Below are 23201 nucleotides of genomic sequence, written 5' to 3' on the forward strand. Positions count from 1 at the left end.
CGCCCCCACCCCCCCCCCCCCGCGCCTCAGCGCACGGCCCCCCCCCTTCCAACGCGCCCCCCCCTCCCCACCCCCGCCCTGCGGCGTAGCGCTGCCCCCCGACCCTCCCCGTAGTGGGGGTCGACTGTTCACCAAAGCAACGCTTCCGGGATCATGCTCTGCCGCGCCCATCGTTGCGCCAGACGCCATCATCGGCCATCAGTTCGCTCAATATGCCTTCGCGCAGGCCACGGTCGGCGACGCGCAATCGTTCCGACGGCCATACGGCGCGGATCGCTTCGAGGATAGCACAGCCGGCCAGCACCAGATCGGCGCGATCCGCACCGATGCAAGGGTTGGCGCAGCGCTGCTGGAAATCCCAACCGACCAGTCGTTCGACCATGCGGTCGACGCTGTCGCGATCCATCCACAGCCCGTCGACGCGGCGGCGGTCGTAGCGTTCGAGGTCGAGGTGAACGCCGGCCAGCGTCGTCACCGTTCCGGACGTGCCGAGCAGATGGAAATTCGGGCTGGCCTTGAGATGGCTCAGCCGGTCGCGCCCATCGAAGCTGGCCAGCCGACCGGCGACGTCGTCGACCATGGCGGCGAAAACCTCACGCGTCACCGTGCGGCCGCCGAAACGTTCGGCCAGCGATACGACGCCGACCGGCAGCGACGTCCACGAGACGATATGGTTGGCGAGCCTTGGCGAGCGGCGGCCGGCGAGATCGATCAGCGCGATTTCGGAGGAGCCGCCGCCAATATCGAACAGCACGACGCCTTGCGTGTCGCGCTCGACCAGCGAGCCGCAGCCGGAAACCGCGAGCCGCGCTTCGGTCTGGCGATCGATGATCTCGAGCTTCAGGCCGGCTTCGCGTTCGACGCGGTCGAGGAACTCGAGGCCGTTATCGGCGGTGCGACAGGCTTCGGTGGCGATCAGCCGGGCTTTCCGGATCTTGCGATTGCGCAATTTGTCGCCGCAGATCTTCAGCGCCTCGACCGCGCGGTCCATCGCCGGCTGGCCGAGCCGACCGTTGGCGGTGAGCCCCTCGCCCAGCCGGACGATGCGCGAAAAGGCATCGATGACGCGGAACTGGCCATGCCGCGTCGGCACGGCGACCAGCAGCCGGCAATTGTTGGTGCCGAGGTCAAGCGCCGCAAAAACGGGAAGTTCATGCATTGGCGGCCGGCCGGCGCCTTGTTCGAAGCGCGCCGGCGCAGCCACGGGCGAGGCCGCCGATTCCGCTGGTCTGTGCGCCTCTGCCGCCGGGGTCCCGGTTTTGCCTGGCGCCGGCGATCGATTCTGCGTGGGACGCGCGTCATCGCGCGCAAAAACCTTGCGCCCGCGCCTTCGCTTGCGTCGCTTCTTGGGCTTGCCCTTCTGGGGCGCGTCGCCCGCCTGCCCATCCGCGGAACGGGACTCCGTCGGGCGGCGTTGCTGCCAGCTTGCGGTCCCGGGAATTGGCCCTGGGGAAGCGCTGGACGCGCCCACCTCCGGCGCGCTGGCGCCAGTGTCGCGGTCTTCCACTGTCGTTCCTTCCGGCACCGCGCGAACCGATGACGGACGCTGCAGGCGCTTCAGTGTTTTAAGTTGCCGCCAGACTAACAGCGCCGCGCCCGATCACCAAGAGCCGCATGCTGAATTTTGCCGGCTGGGTCCGCAAACCACCGTTCCGGTCACGCCGCGCAATGTATCTGCAGGCCTGGACTGGTACGCCCAATGCCTGTAGGCGCCTTCTTCAGCCGCTTGCAAGATGGACAAATCGGCCCGGTTGTCGCCGCGCAAAACGTTCGCGGTTGAATAGCCGGCTTCAATGAGGCATTTCTGAAATGGGCGGAAGGATCCGGCGCGGCCGGCCTCCTCGCACCACCAGCAGAAGAGGAAGCGGACCCGCAACGCATGGCAATCCGGCAATGAATTGGCAGGCAATGAACTGGAGGCGCTATTTCTGGCCGGTCGTCGGCATCGCGGCGGTGATCTTCTCGCTGCTGCTGCTCTGGCACGAACTGCGTGGCATTTCGCTCGACGATGTCTGGGACGGGATATCGGCCATTTCGGCACGCGGCTGGATTCTTGCAGCCGTGAGTGCGGTCATCGCCTATGCCTCACTCGCCGGCTACGACCACATCGCGCTCCTGCATATCGGCAAGCGTGTGTCGTGGCTGTTCGTCACGCTCTGCTCGTTCACGACCTATGCGCTGTCGCACAACATAGGCGGTTCGGTGTTCTCGGGCGCTGTCATCCGCTACCGCGCCTATGGCACCAGGGGCCTGAGCGGGCAGGATGTCGGCGTGCTGGTGGCGGTCTGCTGGATCACCTTCGTGCTGTCGATGATTTTCATCTCCGGCCTGGTATTGGTCTTCGAGCCTGAGATACTCGACAGGTTTTCCGGCCTTGCCCATCATGGCCTGTCGGAGGCCGCGGGAATAGCGATGCTACTGCTGGTCGCCGCCTACATATTCGGCAGCTGGCTGCACCTGCGCCCGCTGAAGATCGCCAGCTTTCAACTGCACTATCCGGCGTTGCCGATCGTCGCGCGGCAATTGCTGATCGGCCCGATCGAACTTCTGGCGGCCGCCGCGATCATCTTCTTCGCCCTGCCCGAGACCCACAATCCCGGCTATTTCGTCGTGCTCGGCGTCTTCCTCGTCTCGTTCTCGATCGCGCAGATCTCGCATGCGCCGGGCGGCCTCGGCGTGTTCGAGGTCGTCTTCCTCGCCGGCCTCTCCGATATGGACCGGGTTGGCGTGCTGGCGGCGCTGCTGGTGTTCCGGCTGTTCTACCTGATCATCCCGTTGTTCCTCGGCCTGGGCATCGTGCTGTTCTTCGAACGCTCGCAGTTCAGCCGGACAGAAAGCTGAGCACGAGATTGAATGCGGAGCCGGCGCGACGTTTGAAACGCGGCATCCGAACTGGCTGACGAAACCTGCCTTTTGAAGCGCTCAGCAGGCTTGACTATTTTCCGCTGGCAGCTACAAGGCAGCGCTCAAGCGGCTCAGCCGCTCGGCCCGCACGGTTCATGACCGCGCCTGCTGGGGAATAGGTTAACGGTAGACCCACGGACTCTGACTCCGTTAGTCCTGGTTCGAATCCAGGTTCCCCAGCCAGCCTTCTTTTTTCCTTATTTTTCAACTGCTTAGCGAATATGACAGAATGCTAAGTGTTACACTCAGGCGGATGATCCACGTGGCATTCTGCCTGTGGAATGACAACAGGGTAACGGAAATGGCAAAGCCAGAAGTCTTCCCGATGATCGATATTCGGTGGGACGCTATCCGAGAGATGCTGCCAGCGCCGTTCACCACCCAAACTTTTCAAGGGTTGGTAGAGCAGGAATTGCCGGATGTCTGGGCTGAGATGGTTCTCCGCTGGGGTCGTGGTGGCAGAGGCAGCGGCAACTTCTTTTCACCCGCGAACGTCCTCTATAACTACCTTAACGCGAAAGCGCGTGAGGAGATCGTGGTTCGTCTCGGATTCGCGCCTTCACAGAAAGGATGGGGCGCTAACCGTGTCATGCAGTGGGATTTTGCTAACGGCACGATCTTACCGCCAACCGAAGATGATTTGGAACTTATTGAAGGCGGGCGGAGGTTCCGAACTCATCTAATTCGAGAGCGGGCGCTAGGCGTAAGAAAGCGCCTGTTGAAGCAGCGCGAAGCCTCGGGATTGTCATGTGATTTATGTGGGAGAACGGGAAGTGAGTTCGACGAGCCTGTTCGTAGGGCGATATTCGAAGCGCACCACAACACAGCGCCTTTGGCAGCGGGAGAGCGGACAATCAAGATTAACGATATGGCTTTGCTGTGTGCATGCTGCCATCGGGCAATTCACCGGCTGGCGGCAACTCGGAATCGCTGGTTCACTGTAGCGGAAGCCCGCGAACCGCTTGGCCTAGTAATCTAAATGAAAGGCCTGCCGTCTGCCAGGAGTCAGGCTTAAGCCTGATGCTCCCGGTCGACCAGGCTACAGAATCTCAGAGGCGATCGAAAAGGGCTTTGATCCCTATCCCTAGCGCAGTGCACACCACGGCAACAATGATCTTCTCTAAGTTTCTTCTAAGGAATCCTTCCGTTGGCCGATAGTAAACCGTTTTTCTAATATAATGCATATAATAAAATATAGTGTATAGTGTGATAAATAGAACTGTCGGTATTATTGAATAGTCAGAAATATTCTTAAGATATTTCAAATAATTCTGATCGTCAGTCTTAACAGCTAGGGGACCAAGGCTCGATGACACCATTATTAAAAATAATGGAATCATAAAATACTTCTGCTTGTCCTTTGCTCTGTCGAATATCGTCTTCCTTTGAGTTATCTCGGCGGCTATGGACTTCGCCAATCCGAAGCTCTCGTTTGTAAATTTGTAAATCCATACTCTTCGCAAATAGCTATCGAATGAAATACTTATATCCCCACAATCTACGTTGGGCTGCCCCGCTAGTAGAGCTTTATTCTTCTTCATATCCTCAAAACTATCGAATACCATACCATCATTTCTCGCGGTCACTTTCTCAAAATGCTTTGACTCGATAATAGTAAGCAGGTCATCGGCGGACAAAGAGACCGATCTCAGCGGAATTTCACTAGATTTGCTTAATACCTCTCGAACCATCTGATCCCCCATCCAATCGATTCGGATTGGCTTGCATCGAACATGGGGCAGATTGGTGTGAATGTGCAACCTCTACAATATCACCACCAGCCAAGAGGCTATCCGCCAATGGGCTCGCACATTGCGGGACATACTAGGCAACCTTGAACCGTCGCGTTGTGCCGGTGACCAGCTTCGCCGAACCTTCGCCGACGCCCGGCGACAAGGATCTAGAGACAGGCATTCAACGGAACTATTGGTTTGCCCGTCCCGACAGATCGCTCTTCTTCTTCGCCGGCCTTTGGACGCCATGGCAGGGCGTTCGTCGGGTCAAGGATGGTCCCGGCGACTTCGAACTCTATGGTTTCATAACAACCAAGCCGAACGCGCTCATCGCGCCTATCCATGAGAAGGCAATGCCGGTGATCCTGACCACGCGGGACGAAGTCGAGACGTGGCTTACTGGTCGGAAGCCCGGGACATGCAGCGCGCCGCGCCCGACGACGCCCTGGTGATTGTCGAGAAACCGGCGACGCAGATCAAGTTTCCAACGCAGGCACCGCCACCGCCAGCGCAGGGCTCGCTGTTCTAATCATCGCGCCATACGGGGCTTTTCCGAACCTGTATCTTAACCAGGCGGCGCACGAGACAGCCGGCAGCGCCTGACACTTCTATGGGTCGATATGCCGACTTATCTTTTTAATATCGCTAGCCTTATAGAATATTACCTGATCACCCCACCTAACCAGAATACCATTTGAGGCCGTTTTTAATATTACTGCATTTATGAAATTAGTTTCCTCGGTATAAATATCGAACAATGGCCCTTTCTTTGACATATCAAATACGGCCTCCGCTTTCCCGCCAATGTATACGGTATTATACATCGAAAATATAAATATAACTATATTGAACGAATTATAGTTTCCAAAATGGAAATACTGAAAAAAAATTATCCCGCCAATGACAAAAGATGCGATAAGGAAAATGGCGGACTCTACCATTATCCATTCGCCCTTAGCGAATATAATTGCAACAACTACGGGGACAGCAAGAATTTTATCATAAAACAGAAGCAAGTTTATTATTTCTGTTTCATCATTGAAAAAATATCCAACAGCTTTGTATATCAAGTAGTAGGCGTAGACTGAAATCGATATTATCGAAAATACATAAGGTGCAGCATAGAAAATGCCGACTATCATATTTGAATCTAGGTAGAGTCCTATAAATTCTGGACCGACGACGTAAAAATATCCTGTAGCTTTTACTACAAATGCCGCCGCCGTCGCACCAACACACACGGCGCCCGCCTTCGCAATATCATCTAGCCCAATGTCACCCAATTGCATTTGATTCACCCCTCTCCCTGTTGAGAGTGTGAACCGTAGCTCATTCAAAGGGAAAGAGCGCGGGTGATCCGCGCCCTTCGCATGTGTCATCCATTGCTTCTGTCAAGCGGTGATAGCTTCGCGGCGCGATAGGTCTTGATAGCCGGATCAGTGTCGCCGAGCCTGTCGATATGCTCCCTGAGTTCAACCCACGTAAGCCGGCCTTCGCGCCAGTCTGTGAAAGCTTCGATCACAGCGGTTGGGGCGCCTGTAAGCCACCCCTCCGGCATGGTCTGTGGATCGATCGCAGTCATGACAACGCCACCTTATTCATTGCCCGATTAAACTTATAGCCCGCCGCGTCGACCAGTTTACGGAACTTAGCAAAATCGGCGCCAAGGCACTGCTGCAAGAGTGTAACGGCTCCACTAGCGGCCCGATCGCTCTTCTCCTGTTCATACTCATACTTCGCCGTCTTGGCCGTCTCGGCAGCGATCTTGTTAGCCTTGTCGTCTTTTAGCTTCGCCTTGATCTTAGCCGCCTGTTCTGGTGTCTTGCCTTCGATTTTCCGCGCGATCTTTTCCGCCTCGACTTTCGCTTCGGCTTGCTTGCGCTTGGTGTCGGCGATTCGGAACAAGATGTTCTTCGGCTCCGGCGCGTTGCCCGCGTCGATCTCAGCGATCACCTCGTCGCGAAGCACGTCCGGCACGCTCGGGGCAGCGAGCTTCTGAATAACGCTTGTCGGCAAAACCGACACGGTGTCGTATTTGCCGGAAAACTTCTCCACCACGCTCATGTAGCGCTGTGCTGTCCTCTCAGTCATGCCGTTGAGCGAGGCTTTAACCCATTTGCCGAACTCGCCGTGATCGAGCTTGGCTTTGATCGCGACTAGCTCCTCGCCGATCTCAAACATGCTGCCATCGATACCGGCAAATAGTTTATGGATACGGTCGGCGGCACCGGCCAGTTCGGCAGCGGTCGCCGGCACTATCACCTCGCCGTGAAGCGCCGGTTGGATGACTGCCGGGACAAGAGCCGGCTTAGTGTCAGGAACTGCGATAGTGTCGAGCGCTTCGGGCGCGCCGAGTTCGAGTTCATCGATGGCGAGACGGTCGATAAGCTGTAGGTCGGTCATGCTGCTTGGTTCTCCAAATAAATATAAGACGGTCGCCGGGCGGTTGCTCCGGTGCGCGGTCGTCATTGCTGCGGGGATTTCGCATAATTCACATGCGATGATGGCTTACAAGAGAATTAAAGCGGTTATTTATGAACTTGAATTAGATCAACGACTTAGCGTTTCTTGGGTTTTACGCTCGCCGGCCATATCCCGGCCGCCACGAGCGCCTGGACCATGTGGTCGGGCTCGCGCTTGCCGGTAATGGCGCACGGCTCGATCGCGGCGAGTGCGACGGTTAGCCGGTCGAATGTGTCGTTTGGGATGTAGGTGTCCATGCGGATCTCCATTAGCTGGTTTGCCCGCAAGGTATGAGTCACAACGCGACGGCGCGCAAGAGAAATTATTCAATTAAATCAATAAGTAAGCGATGACTTAGCGACTGAGGTAGGCCCCTAGAATCGCCCATACAGGGGCAGCGCTGCCATAGTGCCGGCGTCGTCAGCTTTCTTCTTGGCGCGGTAATCCTGCTGCTTTTTCCGCCTCTTAGCCCGTTCATGGTCGGCGCGCTCTACATCGGTTAGGGCGTCCAGGCGGGTGTAAGCCCGAACCGTGCGCCCTTCGGCCGCTGCCTTGGCGTGATAGTCGGCGTGAGCAATCGCCCTCCAGACTGCCCGGTTGGCCTCGCCTTGCTTGTCATATTGTCTTTGAATGTCGACGATGGACGCTCTGGACGTGACCATCCAATTGCGGATGGTCTTTTTCAACGGCGACATGGATGCCGCTGTGAGGCTCGCCGGTAGTTCGGTCTCTAAATCAGGTGGCATAGGAGTGGTGTGACCTTCGATGATTGGGTTACGGCTTTGCGGAGCCGGCGATGGAACTACGGGGCGAATGGGGCGACACCAACTAGGTGCCGCCCTGTTCCGCAAAGAACCCGCAATCATTCGATCACGATTACAGTATAGCAGAATTTCAGCGGCGACGGCGAGAAAGGTGGAAAATATTCCTACGAGCCTTCAGCCGGGGTAAGGACGTGAATACCATTTCCTCTATCGCGTCGGCGGCAAGGACGTGAATACCATTTCCTCCTTAAGTAAGGTAGTAAGATAAGGAAGAAAGAAAGTAAGTTAAAAGCTTCGCTGGAAAATGGTAGACAAATACGAAGCGGGTAAGCGCGTCTACTCGGGCGCTTCGCGCCCTCCCTGCGCGGCCTTCGGCCTTGCCCGCGCTTCGCGCGGCCTAACTTTCTGTTCGGACCGGAAGATGTAGCTTTCAACCCTTCCGGTCCGAAAGAACCCCGCCGCTTCGACGCTAACAGTTCCGGTTCACTCTAACAGTCGCCATAAACAGCCGTATGGGGCCAGCTGAGTCTCTTGGTGCTGTCGGATGCCACGAAGTGCCTAAAAATCACTGGCAGTCTCTGGCGGTGCCTGTATGACTCAAACAGAGTCCGGGCCGGGTTTCTTCCAAGTGTGGCGGTCTTGGAGGCGCGCCAACCACCGAAAAGGTCCGGTCCGATTTAGAGGAAATGGTGGACATTCCCCGGTCCGACTTCAAATAGCAATCTTGCCGCTGCGATTGGAGGAAATGGTGGACACTTACCGCCCCCTGTTGTTCGCGAGGTTTCCGGGACGTTGCGCCCGTCTTAGCTCATCTGAAATCAGGCCTCTAAGGCTGCCTTCCATCGCCGCCGCCGTCTTTCTGGCAAGGTCTTCGTTCTGCGGACCGGTGCCGGCAGATCCATTGACTGTCACTGGCGCACTGACAACGATCTGAGGCGCGGCCCGATTGTCATTACCGGCGAACACGGGCGCGCCACCGACAAGCCCGCCGTCGGAGAAGCCCGGTAGGCGGTTGTCGTTCACGGCTTCAAGCAGCGCCCGGTTGCGAGCGGTGGCACGAGCGTTCACGACGAACTCGCCATCACTGAGCCTAGCCGGGATGCTGTCAGACGTTGACGTGCCGGGACCGCGAACATGGCCGCCACCTGCGAGGCGCATGCCGGCCCAAGGGTCGCTCTTCACAAGCCCGCCGCCGCTGAATCCGAACAGCGAGCCGACGATACCCATTATGCCGCCGCCGCCGGTCGTGCTGAAAATCGCGTTCAATGCAATGTCGAGAAGCTTATCCTCGATCTTGCCAAGGGCGTTGACGAGCATGTCAGATGCGGACGCGCCGGCGCGTAAATCCGAAATGAAGCCGCCTAGAACGTCGCGGCCGAGGCCGGACATTTCTTGCGCTGTCGCGCGGGTCTGATCCTGACTCTCAGCAAGCTTCTGCGCCTCTGTGGAGGCGCTGGCGTAGGACCGGGCTATTCCGTCGATCGTCGCCGCCAGTTCCGGCGTGATCGCCTTACCGGCCTGCTCTGCGGCGCTGAGAAGGTCTTGCTTAGTGCGAGCGAAGGCGAGCGCATCGCCGTAATCATCGACCAGGGGATTAAGGCCAGCTTGTGCAGTGGTCTCAGCCCGCAGCAGCGCAATGCGCCGTTGCGTCTGCGCAAGCTCGCGCTCGAAACCGTCTGGCGCTGTAGCCTTGGCCTTCGCGCCGCCGGCTTTGTCGCTGGTGTCGCCGGGAATGATGGTCGCCCGGTTCGCAGCATTGCCGTATCGGGCCTTCAGGTGCTCGACAATTTTGTCGTCGGCCTTGGCGATCTCGCCGCCGAATGCCTGTGCAATGCGAACATCGATCGCGTCTGGTTTGTCGCCCTTGCCCGGCCCGGTCAGCACGTCGCCGGGCTTGCCGACAAGCGAGCCGGCCAAGTCGCCCATTTCAGCCGCTTGTCGTTGGACAAGAAACTGCTGCATCTTGCCGTTGAGGTCGTCCATGCCTTCCAGCGCGGTAAGGATGGCAGACTGTGAGCTTACGGCGAAGCGGTGCCAGGCAGCGTCCCAGCGGTCGCCCATCTCTTCAGCGCGGCGCAATAGCTGCTCATCGATGACGCCACCGGCATCTTCGGCGGCTTTCTTCATGTTGAGGATGCCCTTCGCGCCGTCGTTCAACCCGACGAGCATCGCGCCGCCGCCACGCCCGAACGCCTCGGTAACGAGCAACATCTTTTCTTGCTCTGAAGACGCATTGCGGATCAATTCGGCGTAGCTGGCTAGCAGCTGCTCCGACGTTCGTATCTGCCCGTTGCTGTCGCGAATGGCGATGCCATTCGCCTTCAGGATTTCAGCAAGCCGGCCGCCCTTGGTCGCCGCTTCGCCGATGCGCTTCGAAAACTGCTCCATGCCGGTTTCAAATTCCGACTGCTCTACTCCCGCTTGCGCAAAACCGAAGCCCAGTTCCTGCAAGGCGGTTGTGGACAAGCCGATGCGGTCGGCGGTGTCGACCAAATGTGAAGCGATGTCGATGGTATCGAGCGCCTTGTTGAAGAGCGCCAGCGGTGCCAGTGCAGCCGTGGCGGCAGCGCCAGCGCCCAGAAACATGCCGGCCAAGCCGCCCTTCAGCCCGCCGCCGATGTTCGCAAACGTCGCGTCCAGGCGCGATGTCATGGTCTTGGCGCGCACTTCGATCTTGTCGAAGTCCGACACGGCGGAAATGCGGGCGCGTTCGAAGCTTCGCCGGAAATCGCTGTCGCGGGCAATGAGGTCGACAGCTAAGATTTGGTCGTCTGCCATGGTCGGCTCCTATGCAAAAAGTTCGTCAAGATCGTCGGAATCATAAATCGAGCGGGCGTTGTCGTTCGCGGCGGCCCGGCTGACAGCCATCGCGGTCGCAATAGCGCCGTCGATGCGGTCACGGTTCGTGGCCTTGTGCATGCGCGTGAGGCCGGTGTCGTTGGTAGAGGCCACCACGCTATCGAAGTGATGGCGAAGAACAGGATGGTCGCTATGGCGAATCTTTCGGCCATTCACCACGCGCTCTAAGTCGCCGATGGCTGGCGCCATCGTAAGCGGGGATTGACGCATCTCAAAAACCGGGATGCCTTCGTTGTGAAGCCGTTGCATCACTATCCGCGCAAGATGCGGGTCGAAGGCAACTTCGACCACGTTGTTAGTCGCGCATAACTCGCGAATGTGAGCTTCGATGTCTTCCGGCTCAACGATCGGCCCGGCACTGGTCCGAAGATGACCGTCGGCTTTCCACTGGACGTAGGGGACGCCATCACGCTCGGCGCGGCCGGCAAGGTCGTCGTCCGGAAGGAAGAACCAGGGATAGATCGTGATCCGGCCATCATCGTGCCGCCATGCAGCAACAACCGCCGTGAGGTCGCCATTCACGGACAAATCGACGCCGATAAAACACGGCAACTCTTCAAGGTCGGAAAGCTCGAATTTGAACTTCCCTTCGTCATAGACGGCCATGTCGAAAAGCGGCGTCCGGCTGTGAGCCTGCCAGATATTGAGGTTGAATTGTTTGAACGCGTGGCGTTCGGCCGGCCGGTGTTCGGCTTCCTTCGCTAGCGAGCGCAACCCGTCCAGATTCGGGAAGCCGTGTCTCAGGCCGGGGTTGACGCGGTGCCAGAGCGCTTCGACGTTCCAATCGTTATCATTGGCGGCCTCAAAAATGATCGGCAGGAAAGCGGGATTGTCGATCGTGCCGAGCGCGATCTTGCGGGCGTAATCGTATTGCTCGAAACCGATGTTCTCAGAACCACGGCCGGCCGTCGTAGCGATTACCATGAGCGTGCCGGGTGTCTTCACCAGGCCGGACTTCAGGGCTTCCCATAGGTCGCGGCCCTTCCAAACGTGGATTTCGTCGACCAGGATGAAGGCAGGCGTCTTGCCGTGCTGCGATGCGCCGTCACTCGAAATGGCCTGAAGCGACACGTCCTGCTTTTTGTATACGATCTTTTTGACGCTGTTGTGGGCATCATAGACCTTGGTCGCCGCAATCAACCGGCGGTCCATTCGGATGATGTTCGCGGCCTCTTTGAAGCCGAGCCCGGCTTGCTCGCGATCGGAAGCGGCGAAGATTACTTGCCCTGCCGGCACTTTCTCAGGGCCGATCGTATGAAGCAGGGCCAGAGCCGCGGCGAGGCTGGTCTTCCGATTCCCCCTAGGAATCATCCAGAAAACCGTCTCGACAATGCGCCGGCCGTCCGCATGGCGCGGGCCGTAGATGCGCCGAACGATGCGTTCCTGCCAATCATGCAGCTGAAATGCGCCACCGGGCGCGGTGCTGTTCGGGTGCTTCAGGCTTCGCAGGAAGCGCACGGCGCGATCACCGCAGCCAAGCGGGTCGGCAATCGGCGAACCGTCGAAGATCCATTCAGGATAGGTGCTGGCGTTCATCTGATATCCAGCGGGTTTGTGTCGTCGTCGTCATCGTCGCGACCACCGACGCGCGTCCGCGACGTTGGCGACAGGCCATACTCAGCGGCAAGCTGCCGGGCGGTCTGCATCGCCTTGTCTTGTGCCCGAACAAGCTTCAGGTCGATCACGCCACTATCGTCACGCATCACGGCGTCGATCTCGCGCACCAGACCGCGCGCCAGACAGAAATCTTCCACGCCGCCAAGATCGGCCTTGGTGATGATACGATCGTCAATGAGCCGGGGCATGACACGCTGCCATTCCGCCTTGGCGAACGCGCTGAAGTAGCGAGGCGCTGGCGGTGCCTTTGTGAGTGGGTCGCGGTCATGCGAAAGGGCTGGCTTAACGCCACGAAGATGTTTCACTGGAATTGTTGGTGCGCCGGACGGGATTCGAACCCGCAATCGTCCGGCTCAACGCTGGTTTCCGTCCAACGGGCCTGCGCCTCGCACGGTGCTCTGTCCTGTTTCGCCACCGACGCGAATCGAACTCTATCAGCTTTCATGTGCGGGCGCGCTCGCACCGCAATTCGAGGCCACGTCGCCGGCCGATTTCAGTTATGCCGACAAGATCGAACACGGCGCCCTCATAGATGACGCGATCAGCCGTCGTGAGATTGCCGATATAGCGGACGCGGAACGTGATGGTGATCTTCTCGGCTTCCCCAAAGGTGCGCGTGGCTTCGTCGGCCCTCTCGTCGATCCTTTCGGCACGGACTCCGGTAGCAAAATTCGACCAGACGGGAGTCACCGCGCCGGTCGGCCCTTTCGTCTCGAGGCTACATCTCTGTAGCGTGATCGATCTCGACAAGCTGCCAGCGCGCATTAAAGCCTCCACCGAATGACGGCCTCGACGTTGAGCACACCATGCGCAAAATCGGGGTCTGGGTCTCGAAGCCAGCGAACGTTCTTGGCTTCAAAGAAATCGATTGCACAGTCCACCATGTCGAGAGGAGCGAGCAACGCGCCGTGCAGCGCAAACCCGATGGCCTTCGCCATGTCGCCGCCGGCATCAAGCGTCCAAATGTGAAGGTCTAGAAACACGCGGGCAAGATACTGGTTGCCGGAAGCGTAGCCGAGATATTCCGTTTGCGCGCCCTGCATGATGACGGATGGCAGCTGCTCACGGCGCATGCTGCCGGTGCGGATTTGATCGGCCGCGACGAGCGCAACAACGTCCGGGGACGTTGTCAGGCGGGTGTTGATAGCCGTCTGAAGTGCAAGCGATGGTTCAATCATGACCGCTGCCACGCGGCTTTGACCAGCTTGCCGAGCGCAAGCTTGATCGCACGTTGCCCGCGCGGCCCGTAGGCGCGGACTGTCGGCCAGAAGTAGGGTTGCGCCGCCATCTTGGACGTGCCGTATTCGATGAGATGCGGATAGCGAACGACGTGATTTCCGACGGTAATGATTGCTTCGTTGTTCGCGGCGATGCGCGAACCGCCTGGCTGAGAATAGGCAGGCGTCGATTGACCGGGCGTTGTGACGGCGACGGAATCCTTCAGGTCGCCGCTATCTTCCGGCGCTGCACGCTGGATACGACCGGCGATCTTGTTCGCTTCGATGACAAGTTTCGGCCCAATGCCCTTGGCCACGGCTTCGGGAAGCTCCCGCATCACCTTGTCGAACGCCTGTAGCTGCTTGGAATAGGCCATCAAAGCTCCCATTCACGGTAGGGTCGAATGAGGTCGCGGACGCCGAACGGCACTTCGTTCGCGCCGATGCCGATCAAGACAGCCTCGCGCTGCTCATACCAAGCAGCGGCAAGCTGAAGCACGGCTTCGGTGAGGGTCGCCGGCAACGGATCGATGTCGGCTAGATCCTTTCCAATCTGGTCGGAAATCCACTGTTCGGCCGCTGCGATCTTGTGCGTTAGCAGGGCGTCGTCATCGTTGCCCGTGAGGTTCATCTGTGATTTGAGAAGGTCGAGAGACACGCTCATTCTGAAATTCCTATATTCGTGCTCTCTTGCACGGTGCTCCCCCCGCCGGTCCCTACGGACGCTGGCAAGTCGGAAGGCACCCCCCGGCTCATGGCGACCGCTTCGGCGAGTGAGCGACCGGCAACGATGCGAGCAATCAGCGTGTTGTATTTGATGCCGGCATAGTCAGCCCATTCGGCGAGCGTTTTCGACACGCCATTGATGGCATGAAGAGCCTGGACACGTTCTCTATGATTGGCTGTCAGCGCGAGTTCGATCGTCATGCCTTGCTTCAGGCGACGGGCCAACGTTCTGTATTTGATGCCAGCGTGGTCGGCCCAATAATTCAGAGACCCACTAACGCCACCATACGTGTAGCGCTTGGCGGAAGCGCGTTGACGATTGAAGCTCGGCAAACCATTGGACCTGCGGCCCTTCGGCAAGGGGGCAATGCTGAGAACGCGAGCCATCGGATGGCCGGCCCTGATACGCGAGCTAAGGGTCGCGTGCGATATGCCGGTGATCTCTGCCCATTGGGCGATAGTCAGGGTCTTGCCGTCGTGTTCATAGACTGGGGTCGTGCGCTTGACTTGCGGTGTGCTGTCGGCCGGCGTGATGGTGAACTTCTCACCACGGGTAGCGGCTTCGTCACAGAGAACGATGGCAGCGGTGGCACGTTCCGCCACCGAATGAGGGTTCATGCCGGCAAGGTTGCAGACGTGAATAAAGTCCTTGTTTGTGGGCCGAAACCACGCGCGGGCTTGATTGCGCGCTGTGATTGCCACCAGGCGGTTGGTGCGGGTGGTTCCAGCTGGCACGTCGCTGGGAGAGGCAACAATCGTCGTAGCGTCTAGGGTAGCTTGCAGGATGACGCGCACCCAAAGCTCGCGCTGTGGATCAGGGCTCATAGCTGGCGTTCCTGCCGCTGCTTGCGGCTCGAATGACACGGTGATGCGGCCATGGGTTGCCAGTTGACACGGTCCCAAAAGAGACGCTTGTCGCCACGGTGCGGTTTGATGTGGTCGACCATGTCGGCGAGACGGCCACAGCCGCACGCGCAATGGCGATGTTGCGGCAAGGCGAGGAAGGCTTTGCTTTCCTTCTCCCACTTGGAATCATAGCCGCGCTCGCGAGCGCTAGGCCGGGTCTTGTCGAAGCGTGCCTTACGGTTGCGGTCGCGCACTATCTGACAAGCGCAACGCTGGTCAGCGGCAACGATCTTACCGCATGTGCAAAGGTGGGGCGGTCGGGTTGCCATCACTGTGCCTGCCGGGAGAGAGCGCGAAGCGTGGCGATGCCTTCCCTAACCTCTTGCGGGCTGACAGGCTCACGCGGGTCGTATTCGGGCTTGTCGTTGCCTTCAGCCGAGCCGTGAATGGCCTTCAGCTTGGCGACAAGGCCACGTTGCGCGACGATGATCTCGGCGGGCGTTGCCGCCCAAGTGTCGGCCGGCGACCAGCCAAGCCAGCCGGTGCCGATCTCGAAAAACTGTTCAAGGCCGGCTTCGATTGAGAATTCTTTGCCCGCCTTTTCGCGGGGCTTTTCTGGTTCGGCTTCGTCATCGATGCCGAACGAAGTCGCGACCAGCCGGGTTAGTTCATCGGCAAGCTCAAAGAGATAGCTATAGCCGCGTTCATCAATCTTGCTGACCAAGATACGATAGGCGGCCGGGTTGTCTGTTGCCGCCGTGATGATGTCGAGAACGACGTTAAAGTCGCCTTCGTTGATCCCACGAACTACCTGGCCAAGGCCATGCTTGTTCTGAAGCAAAACAGCGGCCCGCAGCGACGGGCGCAAGCGCACGACGTTTCCGCCGTGAGCAATTACGATGTCAGGTGCGAGCCGCATGATTGTTACGCCGCGATCTTCAGCTTGGCGAAGCGGTCGGGGTTGGTGACGTCGCCACCCACGCGCTTGCGGCTGTGCAGAACAACGATGCCATTCTTCGCCCGCGTATAGGGGTCGGAAAGGATGCTGAAGTCGGTGCGATCGACAATGCGGTAGCCGGACCAGTCACCGAAGACGATCGGGAACTTGCCGGCCGCCACGTCGGGGAAGTCGACCATCTCGATAACCGGACGGCCAAGCAGCGAAGACGGCTGACCAGCCTGTAGACCGGGCTGCCACAGGTAGTTGCCCTGGCTGTCCTTCCACTTGCGCACGATGCCGAGGGTGTTGCGGTTCATTGCCCATGCGCCGTTCTGTGCATGTGCGGTCGGAATCGCGCTCATCACGTCAATGAGCTTGTCGCCGGGATTTGCGGCCGGGAAGTCGGCGGCAACGCCGGTCTTGACTTCGGCGATGCCGGTAGCGACGAGGATGCCCTTCGGGCGATCGGTGCCGGTGCCGTCAACGAACGCCTTGCCTTCGGCGATGGCGAACGACTCGGCGAGGTCGCTGGAAACTTCGCCCTCGACGTTATAGGCGGCATCTTCCAAAAGCTGCCGGCTGATCTCGACAAAGGTTGCCATCTCCCATGGCGTCAACGTGACCTGCTCATAGGAGGGACCGCTTTCGGTGCGGTCGGCGATTTCGCTAACCCACGTCGCAGCGGTCGAACCGATGCGGCGAGGAAACTTGATCTCGGAACCGGCGATGGTCACGACTTTCGCGTATTGGCGAAGCGGGCTGAAAAGGCGCAAAGCCTTCAAGATTTCCGAACTGAATTCGGTCGGCGCGAGGAAGCCGGCGGTCGCGTCGGTCGCGACCGTCAGCGCCTTCATGTCGATGTCCTGAAGGCCACGATCACCGCGACGAAGATACGTGCCGAACGCCTTGGCTTCAGGCGTCGGGTTGTCGTTGTCGGCGACGGGAACATTCGAGTTGGCAGCCGCCGGGCGGTTCATCTTGGCTTCGAGCTTGTCGAAGCGTTCGGTAAGCTTGACGCTATCGCCGGACTTGGCTTCGACAGCCTTCAGCCGGTCATCGACAGTCTTGGTGAGGTCGGCGAGCGCCTTCGTGACGACGTTTTCAGCGTCGTCGGCTTCCTTCAGTTCAAGGGCGCCGGTGAGCGCCTGCTTGTTAGCAGTCTTCATTTCAATGGCCTTTTCGTAAGAGCGCCGTGGCGCGGTTGAGCGCATCGGCGATGCCGAGAGCCTTGATTGCCGACTTCGCGCTGGTGACGCGAGCGCCGGGGTGCATGGGGAGAGAAACAAGGCTCGCCTCCAGCAATTCCAGTTTTGAGATTGTCCGGCCGCCACCGATGCGGGGCATGGCCTTGCGGGTGACAAAGCCGATGCTAATCCCGCGCACCGCGCCAGACTGGACAAGGGCGCGAACCTCACGGGCGCGCACAACGTCATCGACCAGAAGCCGGCCCTTCAGGCGCAAGCCGTCAGGTGCTTCGGTCGCTTCCGTCCAGACGCCGATAGGTTCGTTCTGATCATGGCCGAAGAGCATGGTGAGCGGGAGTTTGACGCCAGCAAAAGCGCCCTTCTCGATGATGTCGCCGACGCGATCGGGGGAGCCAAAAGGCCATGCCAAGCCCTCGATGTCGCCGGTTTCATCGGTCGTGAATTTCGTTTCTAAAACGAGCTTATCCATTGGCGGGTGCCTGGCCTTCCGTTGCGCGTGCCGGCGTGCCGTTCCAGACCGCTTGCAAGACCGCTACGGCGATCGGGAATGATTCAGCGAGTGGACGCTTGGCCGCGTAGGCGTCGGCGAGAGCGGCCGCTTCCTTTGGCGTGGTGCCGCCGCCGATGAGTGCAAGCCGGATAATCTCGACAAGCTCGGTGTGACGAAAGTTGCCTTCGGGGAAGCGAAGACAGAGCGAGCCGATGCCCGCGCCGGTCTTGCGTTCAAGTTCGATGATGAGGTCGGGCGTGAGCGCAAAGGTGCGCTCGCCGTCGCCGAAGAATGCGACATGACTGGTCATGCTGCCACCTTGGCGGCAGATACGACACTGTGTCGGTTTTGCTCAGTCGGTGCGCCGGGCGTGATGTTCGGATTTGCCAGAACGTCGCCGCCGTGAAGTGGCTCACGGTTCAAGCCGGCGCGGACTTCATTGGCGGTGATCGCGCCCATTGCGCGATACTTCTGATAGGTCTCCGCGCGGGTCGCCGAGTTGGCAGTCATGAGGTCGTCAATGACGAACTCGACATAATGGGTTTTGCGCTCTTCAGGCGTGAGCAGGACGCGGGCGTAAGCCGCCTCCCATTCGTCCAGCCACGAGCGCAGCGTGAGCGTCAGGAAGGATTGAAACATCTCTTCGGCGTTCGACCAGGTGGCGCGGGAGAGCTCGAAAAGCAGATGAGGCGGAACACGGAAGACGCGAGCGATCTCATTGACCTGTTCGACGCGCATCTGTGCGAATTGAGCGTCAACGCTGGTCAGGGAAAGCTGCTGGTATTTCCAGCCGCCATCAAGAAACATCGGGTCGGTGTTGTCACCGCTGCCGAACGTCCGACGCCACGCGGCGCGCATGTTCGAAACCGCTTTTGCGCCTGCTTCGCCGGCCGTGCCGGACTTCTCTTCATTCCAGATGAGGGCGGACGGCTTTGCGCCGCCAGCGAACAACCGGGCAGCATGCGTCTCTAGGATGGAAGCGAGCGCGATCGCCTCACGGCCGGCCTTGATCGGCGCGAGGCCAAGGGGCGACGACACATTCAGAACGTCGCGGAAATCATAAGTCCACTCGCGAGTGCCAACGCGGCGGACATAGACAGGCTCGCCAGTCAGTTCATTCGTTTTAATGGTGACTGTTCGCGGATCGAGCCGGATGAATTCTTGGGGCTTGCCGGCGCCGACGCGAATGGCAAGAGCGTAGCCGTGATCATGCAACAGCGCATCGGCCGTGAGTGTGGCGCGAAGCTGCCCGGCTGAAGTCCATTCATTGGCTTCGTCATGCACCAAGCGGTAGGCGGGATGATCGTTAGCGGTTCGCTTCCCACCATCAGCCCTTGCAAAGATTTTGGCGGGAAGCGAACCAATCGTGCCCGAGATAAGCACGATAGCTGAATAGACGGCCGGGACGCGAAGCGCAGTCGCGGCATTGATCGAAGGTCCGGCTACTGTCGGAAATGCACCGAACAAGTCGAGCGCCAGAGGGTCAGTAAGCGACATCGATTTCTTTTCGATATCGCCACCGAACAAATTCTTGAACAACTCAACGGGACGCTTGAACAACACAACCTCGAATTTGGTTTCGAGATTATTGTCTCACGTTCATTGATAGGAACAAAGTCCTATATTTCTCTTAGAGCGGGTTTACTTTTAAGGCGATTTATGATCTATCATTTATGGGCATAGGTGCTTCAGGTCCAGGCCGGGATAGGCGATGGAATTCACAAGCTCGACGCGCTGCTGAAGCATTCCTTGAGGCATGATGCCGTAGCGGCCGGTCATGGTTGCGCTAGTGTGTCCAAGAATGAACCCAAACTGTTCGTCCAAATGACCAGCCCGGCGAAGGGCATCGGCTGCACCATGCCGGAAACTGTAGAGCGACAGGCCGCGTCCGACCTTCATTTCAAGCCGGATAAGGTAGCGGCCGAACTCGCGTGAGAACTCCGCAATCATTTGCCCGCGATCGTTACGCTTCGCTTCAGGGAACAGGCGGGCATGTCCAGCCGCTTCCATGCCATCGCGATACTTAATGAAGCCGAGCCGAATGAGCTCATCATGGACGGGCACGACGCGCATAGAACCTTCGGTCTTCACGCTCTTGGTGCCGTCGCCTTCCGTGGTGACATGCAGAATCCAATGCCCATGCTCTTGCCGCACGTCCGCGACGGTAAGCTGTGCGATCTCCGCTGGTCGCGCTCCGCTGTAGAGCATGATCAGCGGAACCCAATAGCGGTGATCACGAATGCGGACGTTGCCGGGATTGGCGACATTCCGCCATTTGTCGGCGCTACGGCACCCGGTGAATAGCGGCGACGTGAATAGGGTGTTCATCTGGTCGGTCGTGAAGGGAACCGTTGTCTTGTCCTTCGGCTTCTTCAAGAACATGCCATCGGCGGGGTTCTGGTCGAGATAGCCGTGATTAACCAGCCAGCTACAGAAGGCGCTAAAGCCCGCGAGGTAGCGGTTGACCGTGCGAACGGTGATCACCGGCTTTCCGACCTTCTCATTGTGTCGAACGATCTGCGCAAGCTTCATGCCGGCAAAGACGCTGCTTTCGGTGGCCTTCACCGGATACTTCATCAAGAGCGCCTTCCACTCGCGGACGGCCTTCTTGTCCATCCGGTGAATCGGGCAAGTGCTGCCCACATAATCGACAAAGCTGCCAACGTCGCGCCGAGCCTGTGCAATGGTGTCGGTGGCAATGCCCTTTGGGTTTTCGGCGGCATACTGTTCGAACAGTTCCATGATCCCCTCGCCCGGTGCTGCCTGTTCGCGCGACGTGCCGCTGGCCGGCTTTACGATCGGGTCTTTCGGGGTGCCGCTGTAGTCGCCCTTGTCGCGCTCTATGGTGCGCTCCAGGCCTTCGATTTCGGCGCGCATCATCTTCCGGGCGAGGTCGCCACGATCCGGCGAAAGCGGGTCGATCAGAAGCTTGTTGCGGTCGATATAGTCGTCAACTTCATCGGCGATCAGCGCGGCTTCACCTTCGACAAGATGCTTGCGCATAGCGTCGAGCTTCGCGCGCCGGCCCTGTGCGTCGAACTCGCGCCGATGCTTCAGCACCATCACGTCAAGGCTGGCGTCGAGCGCTGCCCGTGGGTCGCTAATGTCGATACCTTCGCGCTGCACACGTTCGATGGCCCTTGCGGTCGCCGCTTCAATGTCGACGGTGATCGGCATCGATTGCCGGACCTGCTCATCACGCTGAAGGGTGCCGGCGTAGTGCTGCCAAACCGCATCGGCCTTGTCGTCGGCCGTGAGCATACGGCGCGAGCGCATGTCGTCGAACTGCCGGTTCCATGCCTCGACTACAGGCCACAAGAGCCGCTTGGCTTCGTTCTCATCCTTGGTGCCGAGCGCCTTCACAAGCTCGCGTTTGCCCATCACATCGATAAGATCCAGGGGAACGCGAGCGCGAGCATAGTATGATGCCCCACGCCGTAAGAGGTAGCTCAAACGTGCCATAACTGCCCCACTTGGTAGGTCTGTGTGTTACAGCCATGTGTTACAGTTTCTGTGGAAATATGTCAATGAAAGCAGTTATTTATTTGATTTCATCACCTTGATTAAAACTGGATTACTGTCCAGGTTCCCCAGCCAATTGATTTTAGGCGATTTTCCGTTTGGCCGGAACATCACAGATCAGTATGTAGGCTGGTTTGGAGACTTTCGTCTCCCTCAAGCTTGCAGTTCGCGATTTCACCGAGCCGGATCGCAATTTGGCTTTTGAAAGCGAGAATTGCATTCACATCACGTACAGTTCAGGCCAATCCTTGCTCTGGACGAGTGCCGCCGCGTGAGGCGGCAAATCGGTAGCCGCAATGCTGGCGGCGTCTGCAAATTGGACATCCGCCTTCCTCGTATGGCGCTGAACTTCAGCCGGCTGCCAGGACTGTGCGGATATTTCAACTTTGAGTTATTAACTGTTTCACCAGTTTAGCCGTTGACGCTCACACTTTGGTAAAGTTAATAACTTCCTAACATAAGATTCTTCTAACATTCGTCGACGATTGCTCAGACCGGAGCAACCGGTCTTTCGGGCGAAGCAGGCGTTGGGGCGCCTGTCGTAGAACAACAAGGGGGGTAACAATGGCTACTCAGGTCACCGGTGCCGGCGGCACCACGACATCGTTCTCAAACACGCCGCAGGCGAAGGCTGGCGTTTTCAATTGCGTCAAGGACACGGTCGCCATCGCTTCCGCATCTCAATTCATGATCGTGGGAGGTTAGTATGGGTGCGAGTGGCAGCAGCTACGTCGGCGTGGTGACTGATGGGGATGACAAGCTTATCGGGGGGAGCGGGACCGACGTCATCGTCGCCGGTGGCGGCAATGACTATATTAATGGTGGGTCTGGCGCCGACACGCTCGATGGAGGCAGTGGTTTCGATACGGTCCTGGGCGGATCGGGAGCGGACACGCTCATCTATCGAGCTTGGGAAAATCAGTACAAGTTTGGTGGCCAAGTCTACGGCACAGGGACAACCGCCGGACAAACAACCTTTTCCGGCTACGACGCCTATGACGGCGGCAACGGCAATGCTGCGAAAGGCACTGCGGAGATCGATACGCTGGCTATCTATCTAAGCAATGATCAACTAGCCAATGCCTCATTTATGACGGCGTTTAACAGTGAAATTGCTCAGTTTCGTGCCTTCATTGCCGCAAATTCGAACACGAATACTGGCCAAGCAGGTCAGGCAGAATTTACGTTCACCACAATCAACCTCAAGGTTTCCGCGATCGAGCAGATTACCGTTCTCGATGGCGACGGACGTGTTCCTGTATTTGTCAATATTGTCGATTCTTCCTTAAATGATAACGACAACAACTCGGTCGTAACATTCACTTTCGTTGGCCCGGTGATAGGCTTCACTTTAGCCGACGTTACGGCAACCCACGGCACGCTGACTGATTTTGTGATGATTGACGCTTCGCATTATACGGCGAAGTTCACGGCCGCAGACGCGTTTGGTGGTCTTGGCTCAGTTTCGGTAACGGCCGGCGGTTACACCGACGTGGCGGGCAACCTAGGCGCTGCCGGCAGCGACACGGTCGCGATCGACCGCGTCAATCCGACGGTGACCGTCAACATCGTCGATACTCAGTTGAGCGACACCGACAGCAGCTCGCAGGTCACCTTCACCTTCAGCGAGGCGCCGACCAATTTCAGCGAAGCCGACATCTCGGTTTCCGCCGGTCTCACCCTGGTGGCGGGCTCGCTCGCTCAGGACGCCGGCAATCCGCTGCTGTGGACCGCCACGGTCACCGCCAATGACGCCTTCGACGGCACCGGCACGGTGACGGTCGGAACCGCCTGGCAGGATGCGGTCGGCAACACCGGCATCGGCGACGACGACACGGTCGCGATCGACCGCGTCAATCCGACGGTGACCGTCAACATCGTCGATACTCAGTTGAGCGACACCGACAGCAGCTCG

Annotated in this window: 26 protein-coding genes, 1 tRNA gene and 1 pseudogene; 6 read left to right on the forward strand and 22 right to left on the reverse strand. The window is 58.7% G+C overall.

Annotation, left to right across the window (positions count from 1 at the left end):
* Positions 1–151: 151 nt before the first annotated feature.
* Positions 152–1507, reverse strand: a complete 1356-nt coding sequence (locus tag NKJ01_RS32615) for a Ppx/GppA phosphatase family protein (RefSeq protein WP_352734419.1) — start codon at positions 1505–1507, stop codon at positions 152–154.
* Between the two features lie 401 nt (positions 1508–1908).
* On the opposite strand from NKJ01_RS32615, the gene NKJ01_RS32620 reads away from it, so the two are divergent.
* The 3 genes from NKJ01_RS32620 to NKJ01_RS32630 all read left to right on the forward strand — a co-directional run bounded on the left by NKJ01_RS32620 (position 1909) and on the right by NKJ01_RS32630 (position 3883).
* Positions 1909–2841, forward strand: coding sequence for a lysylphosphatidylglycerol synthase domain-containing protein (locus tag NKJ01_RS32620; protein WP_352734421.1), 933 nt, complete (start codon positions 1909–1911; stop codon positions 2839–2841).
* Positions 2842–3013: 172 nt separating this feature from the next.
* Positions 3014–3087 (forward strand) — tRNA-Gln (locus tag NKJ01_RS32625).
* A gap of 118 nt (positions 3088–3205) precedes the next feature.
* Positions 3206–3883, forward strand: a complete 678-nt coding sequence (locus tag NKJ01_RS32630) for a hypothetical protein (protein ID WP_352734423.1) — start codon at positions 3206–3208, stop codon at positions 3881–3883.
* Between the two features lie 70 nt (positions 3884–3953).
* Here the strand turns inward: NKJ01_RS32630 and NKJ01_RS32635 are convergent, their stop codons facing one another.
* Entirely contained in the window at positions 3954–4607 is a 654-nt protein-coding gene (locus NKJ01_RS32635; protein WP_352734425.1) for a hypothetical protein, read from the reverse strand.
* 49 nt (positions 4608–4656) lie between these two features.
* Between NKJ01_RS32635 and NKJ01_RS32640 the strand changes: the two are divergent.
* Positions 4657–5166 (forward strand): annotated as a pseudogene (locus NKJ01_RS32640) (SOS response-associated peptidase family protein).
* A gap of 79 nt (positions 5167–5245) precedes the next feature.
* Here the strand turns inward: NKJ01_RS32640 and NKJ01_RS32645 are convergent.
* The 20 genes from NKJ01_RS32645 to NKJ01_RS32740 form a co-directional block, all read right to left on the reverse strand.
* Positions 5246–6016, reverse strand: coding sequence for a hypothetical protein (locus tag NKJ01_RS32645; protein WP_352734427.1), 771 nt, complete (start codon positions 6014–6016; stop codon positions 5246–5248).
* Positions 6013–6219, reverse strand: coding sequence for a hypothetical protein (locus tag NKJ01_RS32650; RefSeq protein WP_352734429.1), 207 nt, complete (start codon positions 6217–6219; stop codon positions 6013–6015). Before NKJ01_RS32650 ends, NKJ01_RS32645 begins: the two co-directional genes overlap by 4 nt.
* Positions 6216–7040, reverse strand: a complete 825-nt coding sequence (locus NKJ01_RS32655; RefSeq protein ID WP_352734431.1) for a DUF3102 domain-containing protein — start codon at positions 7038–7040, stop codon at positions 6216–6218. Before NKJ01_RS32655 ends, NKJ01_RS32650 begins: the two co-directional genes overlap by 4 nt.
* 155 nt (positions 7041–7195) lie before the next feature.
* Positions 7196–7357 (reverse strand): hypothetical protein, encoded by a 162-nt coding sequence (locus tag NKJ01_RS32660; RefSeq protein WP_352734433.1) that lies wholly within the window; start codon positions 7355–7357, stop codon positions 7196–7198.
* A 117-nt stretch (positions 7358–7474) separates the two neighbouring features.
* Entirely contained in the window at positions 7475–7786 is a 312-nt protein-coding gene (locus NKJ01_RS32665; protein WP_352734435.1) for a hypothetical protein, read from the reverse strand.
* 834 nt (positions 7787–8620) lie between these two features.
* Positions 8621–10642 (reverse strand): hypothetical protein, encoded by a 2022-nt coding sequence (locus NKJ01_RS32670; RefSeq protein ID WP_352734437.1) that lies wholly within the window; start codon positions 10640–10642, stop codon positions 8621–8623.
* A 9-nt stretch (positions 10643–10651) separates the two neighbouring features.
* On the reverse strand, positions 10652–12259 hold the full coding sequence (locus tag NKJ01_RS32675) for a terminase large subunit (RefSeq protein WP_352734439.1): 1608 nt from the start codon (positions 12257–12259) through the stop codon (positions 10652–10654).
* On the reverse strand, positions 12256–12528 hold the full coding sequence (locus tag NKJ01_RS32680; RefSeq protein WP_502905937.1) for a P27 family phage terminase small subunit: 273 nt from the start codon (positions 12526–12528) through the stop codon (positions 12256–12258). The genes NKJ01_RS32675 and NKJ01_RS32680 overlap by 4 nt, the downstream gene beginning before the upstream one ends.
* Positions 12529–12781: 253 nt before the next feature.
* A complete protein-coding gene (locus NKJ01_RS32685) occupies positions 12782–13105 on the reverse strand; it encodes a phage head closure protein (protein ID WP_352734443.1) in 324 nt (107 codons plus the stop codon).
* A complete protein-coding gene (locus tag NKJ01_RS32690; protein WP_352734445.1) occupies positions 13105–13518 on the reverse strand; it encodes a DUF3168 domain-containing protein in 414 nt (137 codons plus the stop codon). Before NKJ01_RS32690 ends, NKJ01_RS32685 begins: the two co-directional genes overlap by 1 nt.
* A complete protein-coding gene (locus NKJ01_RS32695) occupies positions 13515–13934 on the reverse strand; it encodes an HK97 gp10 family phage protein (protein ID WP_352734447.1) in 420 nt (139 codons plus the stop codon). The genes NKJ01_RS32690 and NKJ01_RS32695 overlap by 4 nt, the downstream gene beginning before the upstream one ends.
* A complete protein-coding gene (locus tag NKJ01_RS32700) occupies positions 13934–14221 on the reverse strand; it encodes a head-tail connector protein (RefSeq protein ID WP_352734449.1) in 288 nt (95 codons plus the stop codon). Before NKJ01_RS32700 ends, NKJ01_RS32695 begins: the two co-directional genes overlap by 1 nt.
* On the reverse strand, positions 14218–15108 hold the full coding sequence (locus tag NKJ01_RS32705; protein WP_352734451.1) for a hypothetical protein: 891 nt from the start codon (positions 15106–15108) through the stop codon (positions 14218–14220). Before NKJ01_RS32705 ends, NKJ01_RS32700 begins: the two co-directional genes overlap by 4 nt.
* Positions 15105–15383, reverse strand: coding sequence for an HNH endonuclease (locus NKJ01_RS32710; protein ID WP_352734453.1), 279 nt, complete (start codon positions 15381–15383; stop codon positions 15105–15107). The genes NKJ01_RS32705 and NKJ01_RS32710 overlap by 4 nt, the downstream gene beginning before the upstream one ends.
* 74 nt (positions 15384–15457) lie before the next feature.
* Positions 15458–15997 (reverse strand): hypothetical protein, encoded by a 540-nt coding sequence (locus NKJ01_RS32715; RefSeq protein WP_352734455.1) that lies wholly within the window; start codon positions 15995–15997, stop codon positions 15458–15460.
* A gap of 56 nt (positions 15998–16053) precedes the next feature.
* Positions 16054–17235 (reverse strand): phage major capsid protein, encoded by a 1182-nt coding sequence (locus NKJ01_RS32720; RefSeq protein ID WP_352734456.1) that lies wholly within the window; start codon positions 17233–17235, stop codon positions 16054–16056.
* A gap of 1 nt (position 17236) precedes the next feature.
* Positions 17237–17743, reverse strand: a complete 507-nt coding sequence (locus tag NKJ01_RS32725; protein WP_352734458.1) for an HK97 family phage prohead protease — start codon at positions 17741–17743, stop codon at positions 17237–17239.
* Positions 17736–18074, reverse strand: a complete 339-nt coding sequence (locus NKJ01_RS32730) for a gene transfer agent family protein (protein ID WP_352734460.1) — start codon at positions 18072–18074, stop codon at positions 17736–17738. The genes NKJ01_RS32725 and NKJ01_RS32730 overlap by 8 nt, the downstream gene beginning before the upstream one ends.
* Positions 18071–19324: a phage portal protein gene (locus NKJ01_RS32735; protein ID WP_352734462.1), complete on the reverse strand. Its 1254-nt coding sequence runs from the start codon at positions 19322–19324 to the stop codon at positions 18071–18073. Before NKJ01_RS32735 ends, NKJ01_RS32730 begins: the two co-directional genes overlap by 4 nt.
* 111 nt (positions 19325–19435) lie before the next feature.
* Positions 19436–21226: a DUF6538 domain-containing protein gene (locus NKJ01_RS32740; protein WP_352734463.1), complete on the reverse strand. Its 1791-nt coding sequence runs from the start codon at positions 21224–21226 to the stop codon at positions 19436–19438.
* Positions 21227–21850: 624 nt separating this feature from the next.
* Between NKJ01_RS32740 and NKJ01_RS32745 the strand changes: the two genes are divergently transcribed.
* Together NKJ01_RS32745 and NKJ01_RS32750 are read left to right on the forward strand one after the other, a co-directional pair.
* Positions 21851–21991, forward strand: a complete 141-nt coding sequence (locus NKJ01_RS32745; RefSeq protein WP_352734465.1) for a hypothetical protein — start codon at positions 21851–21853, stop codon at positions 21989–21991.
* A gap of 1 nt (position 21992) precedes the next feature.
* Positions 21993–23201: Ig-like domain-containing protein (locus NKJ01_RS32750; protein WP_352734467.1), on the forward strand; the 1209-nt coding region annotated here is incomplete at its 3' end.

The organism is Mesorhizobium sp. M0276 (genome assembly GCF_040321755.1).
Lineage (GTDB): Bacteria > Pseudomonadota > Alphaproteobacteria > Rhizobiales > Rhizobiaceae > Mesorhizobium.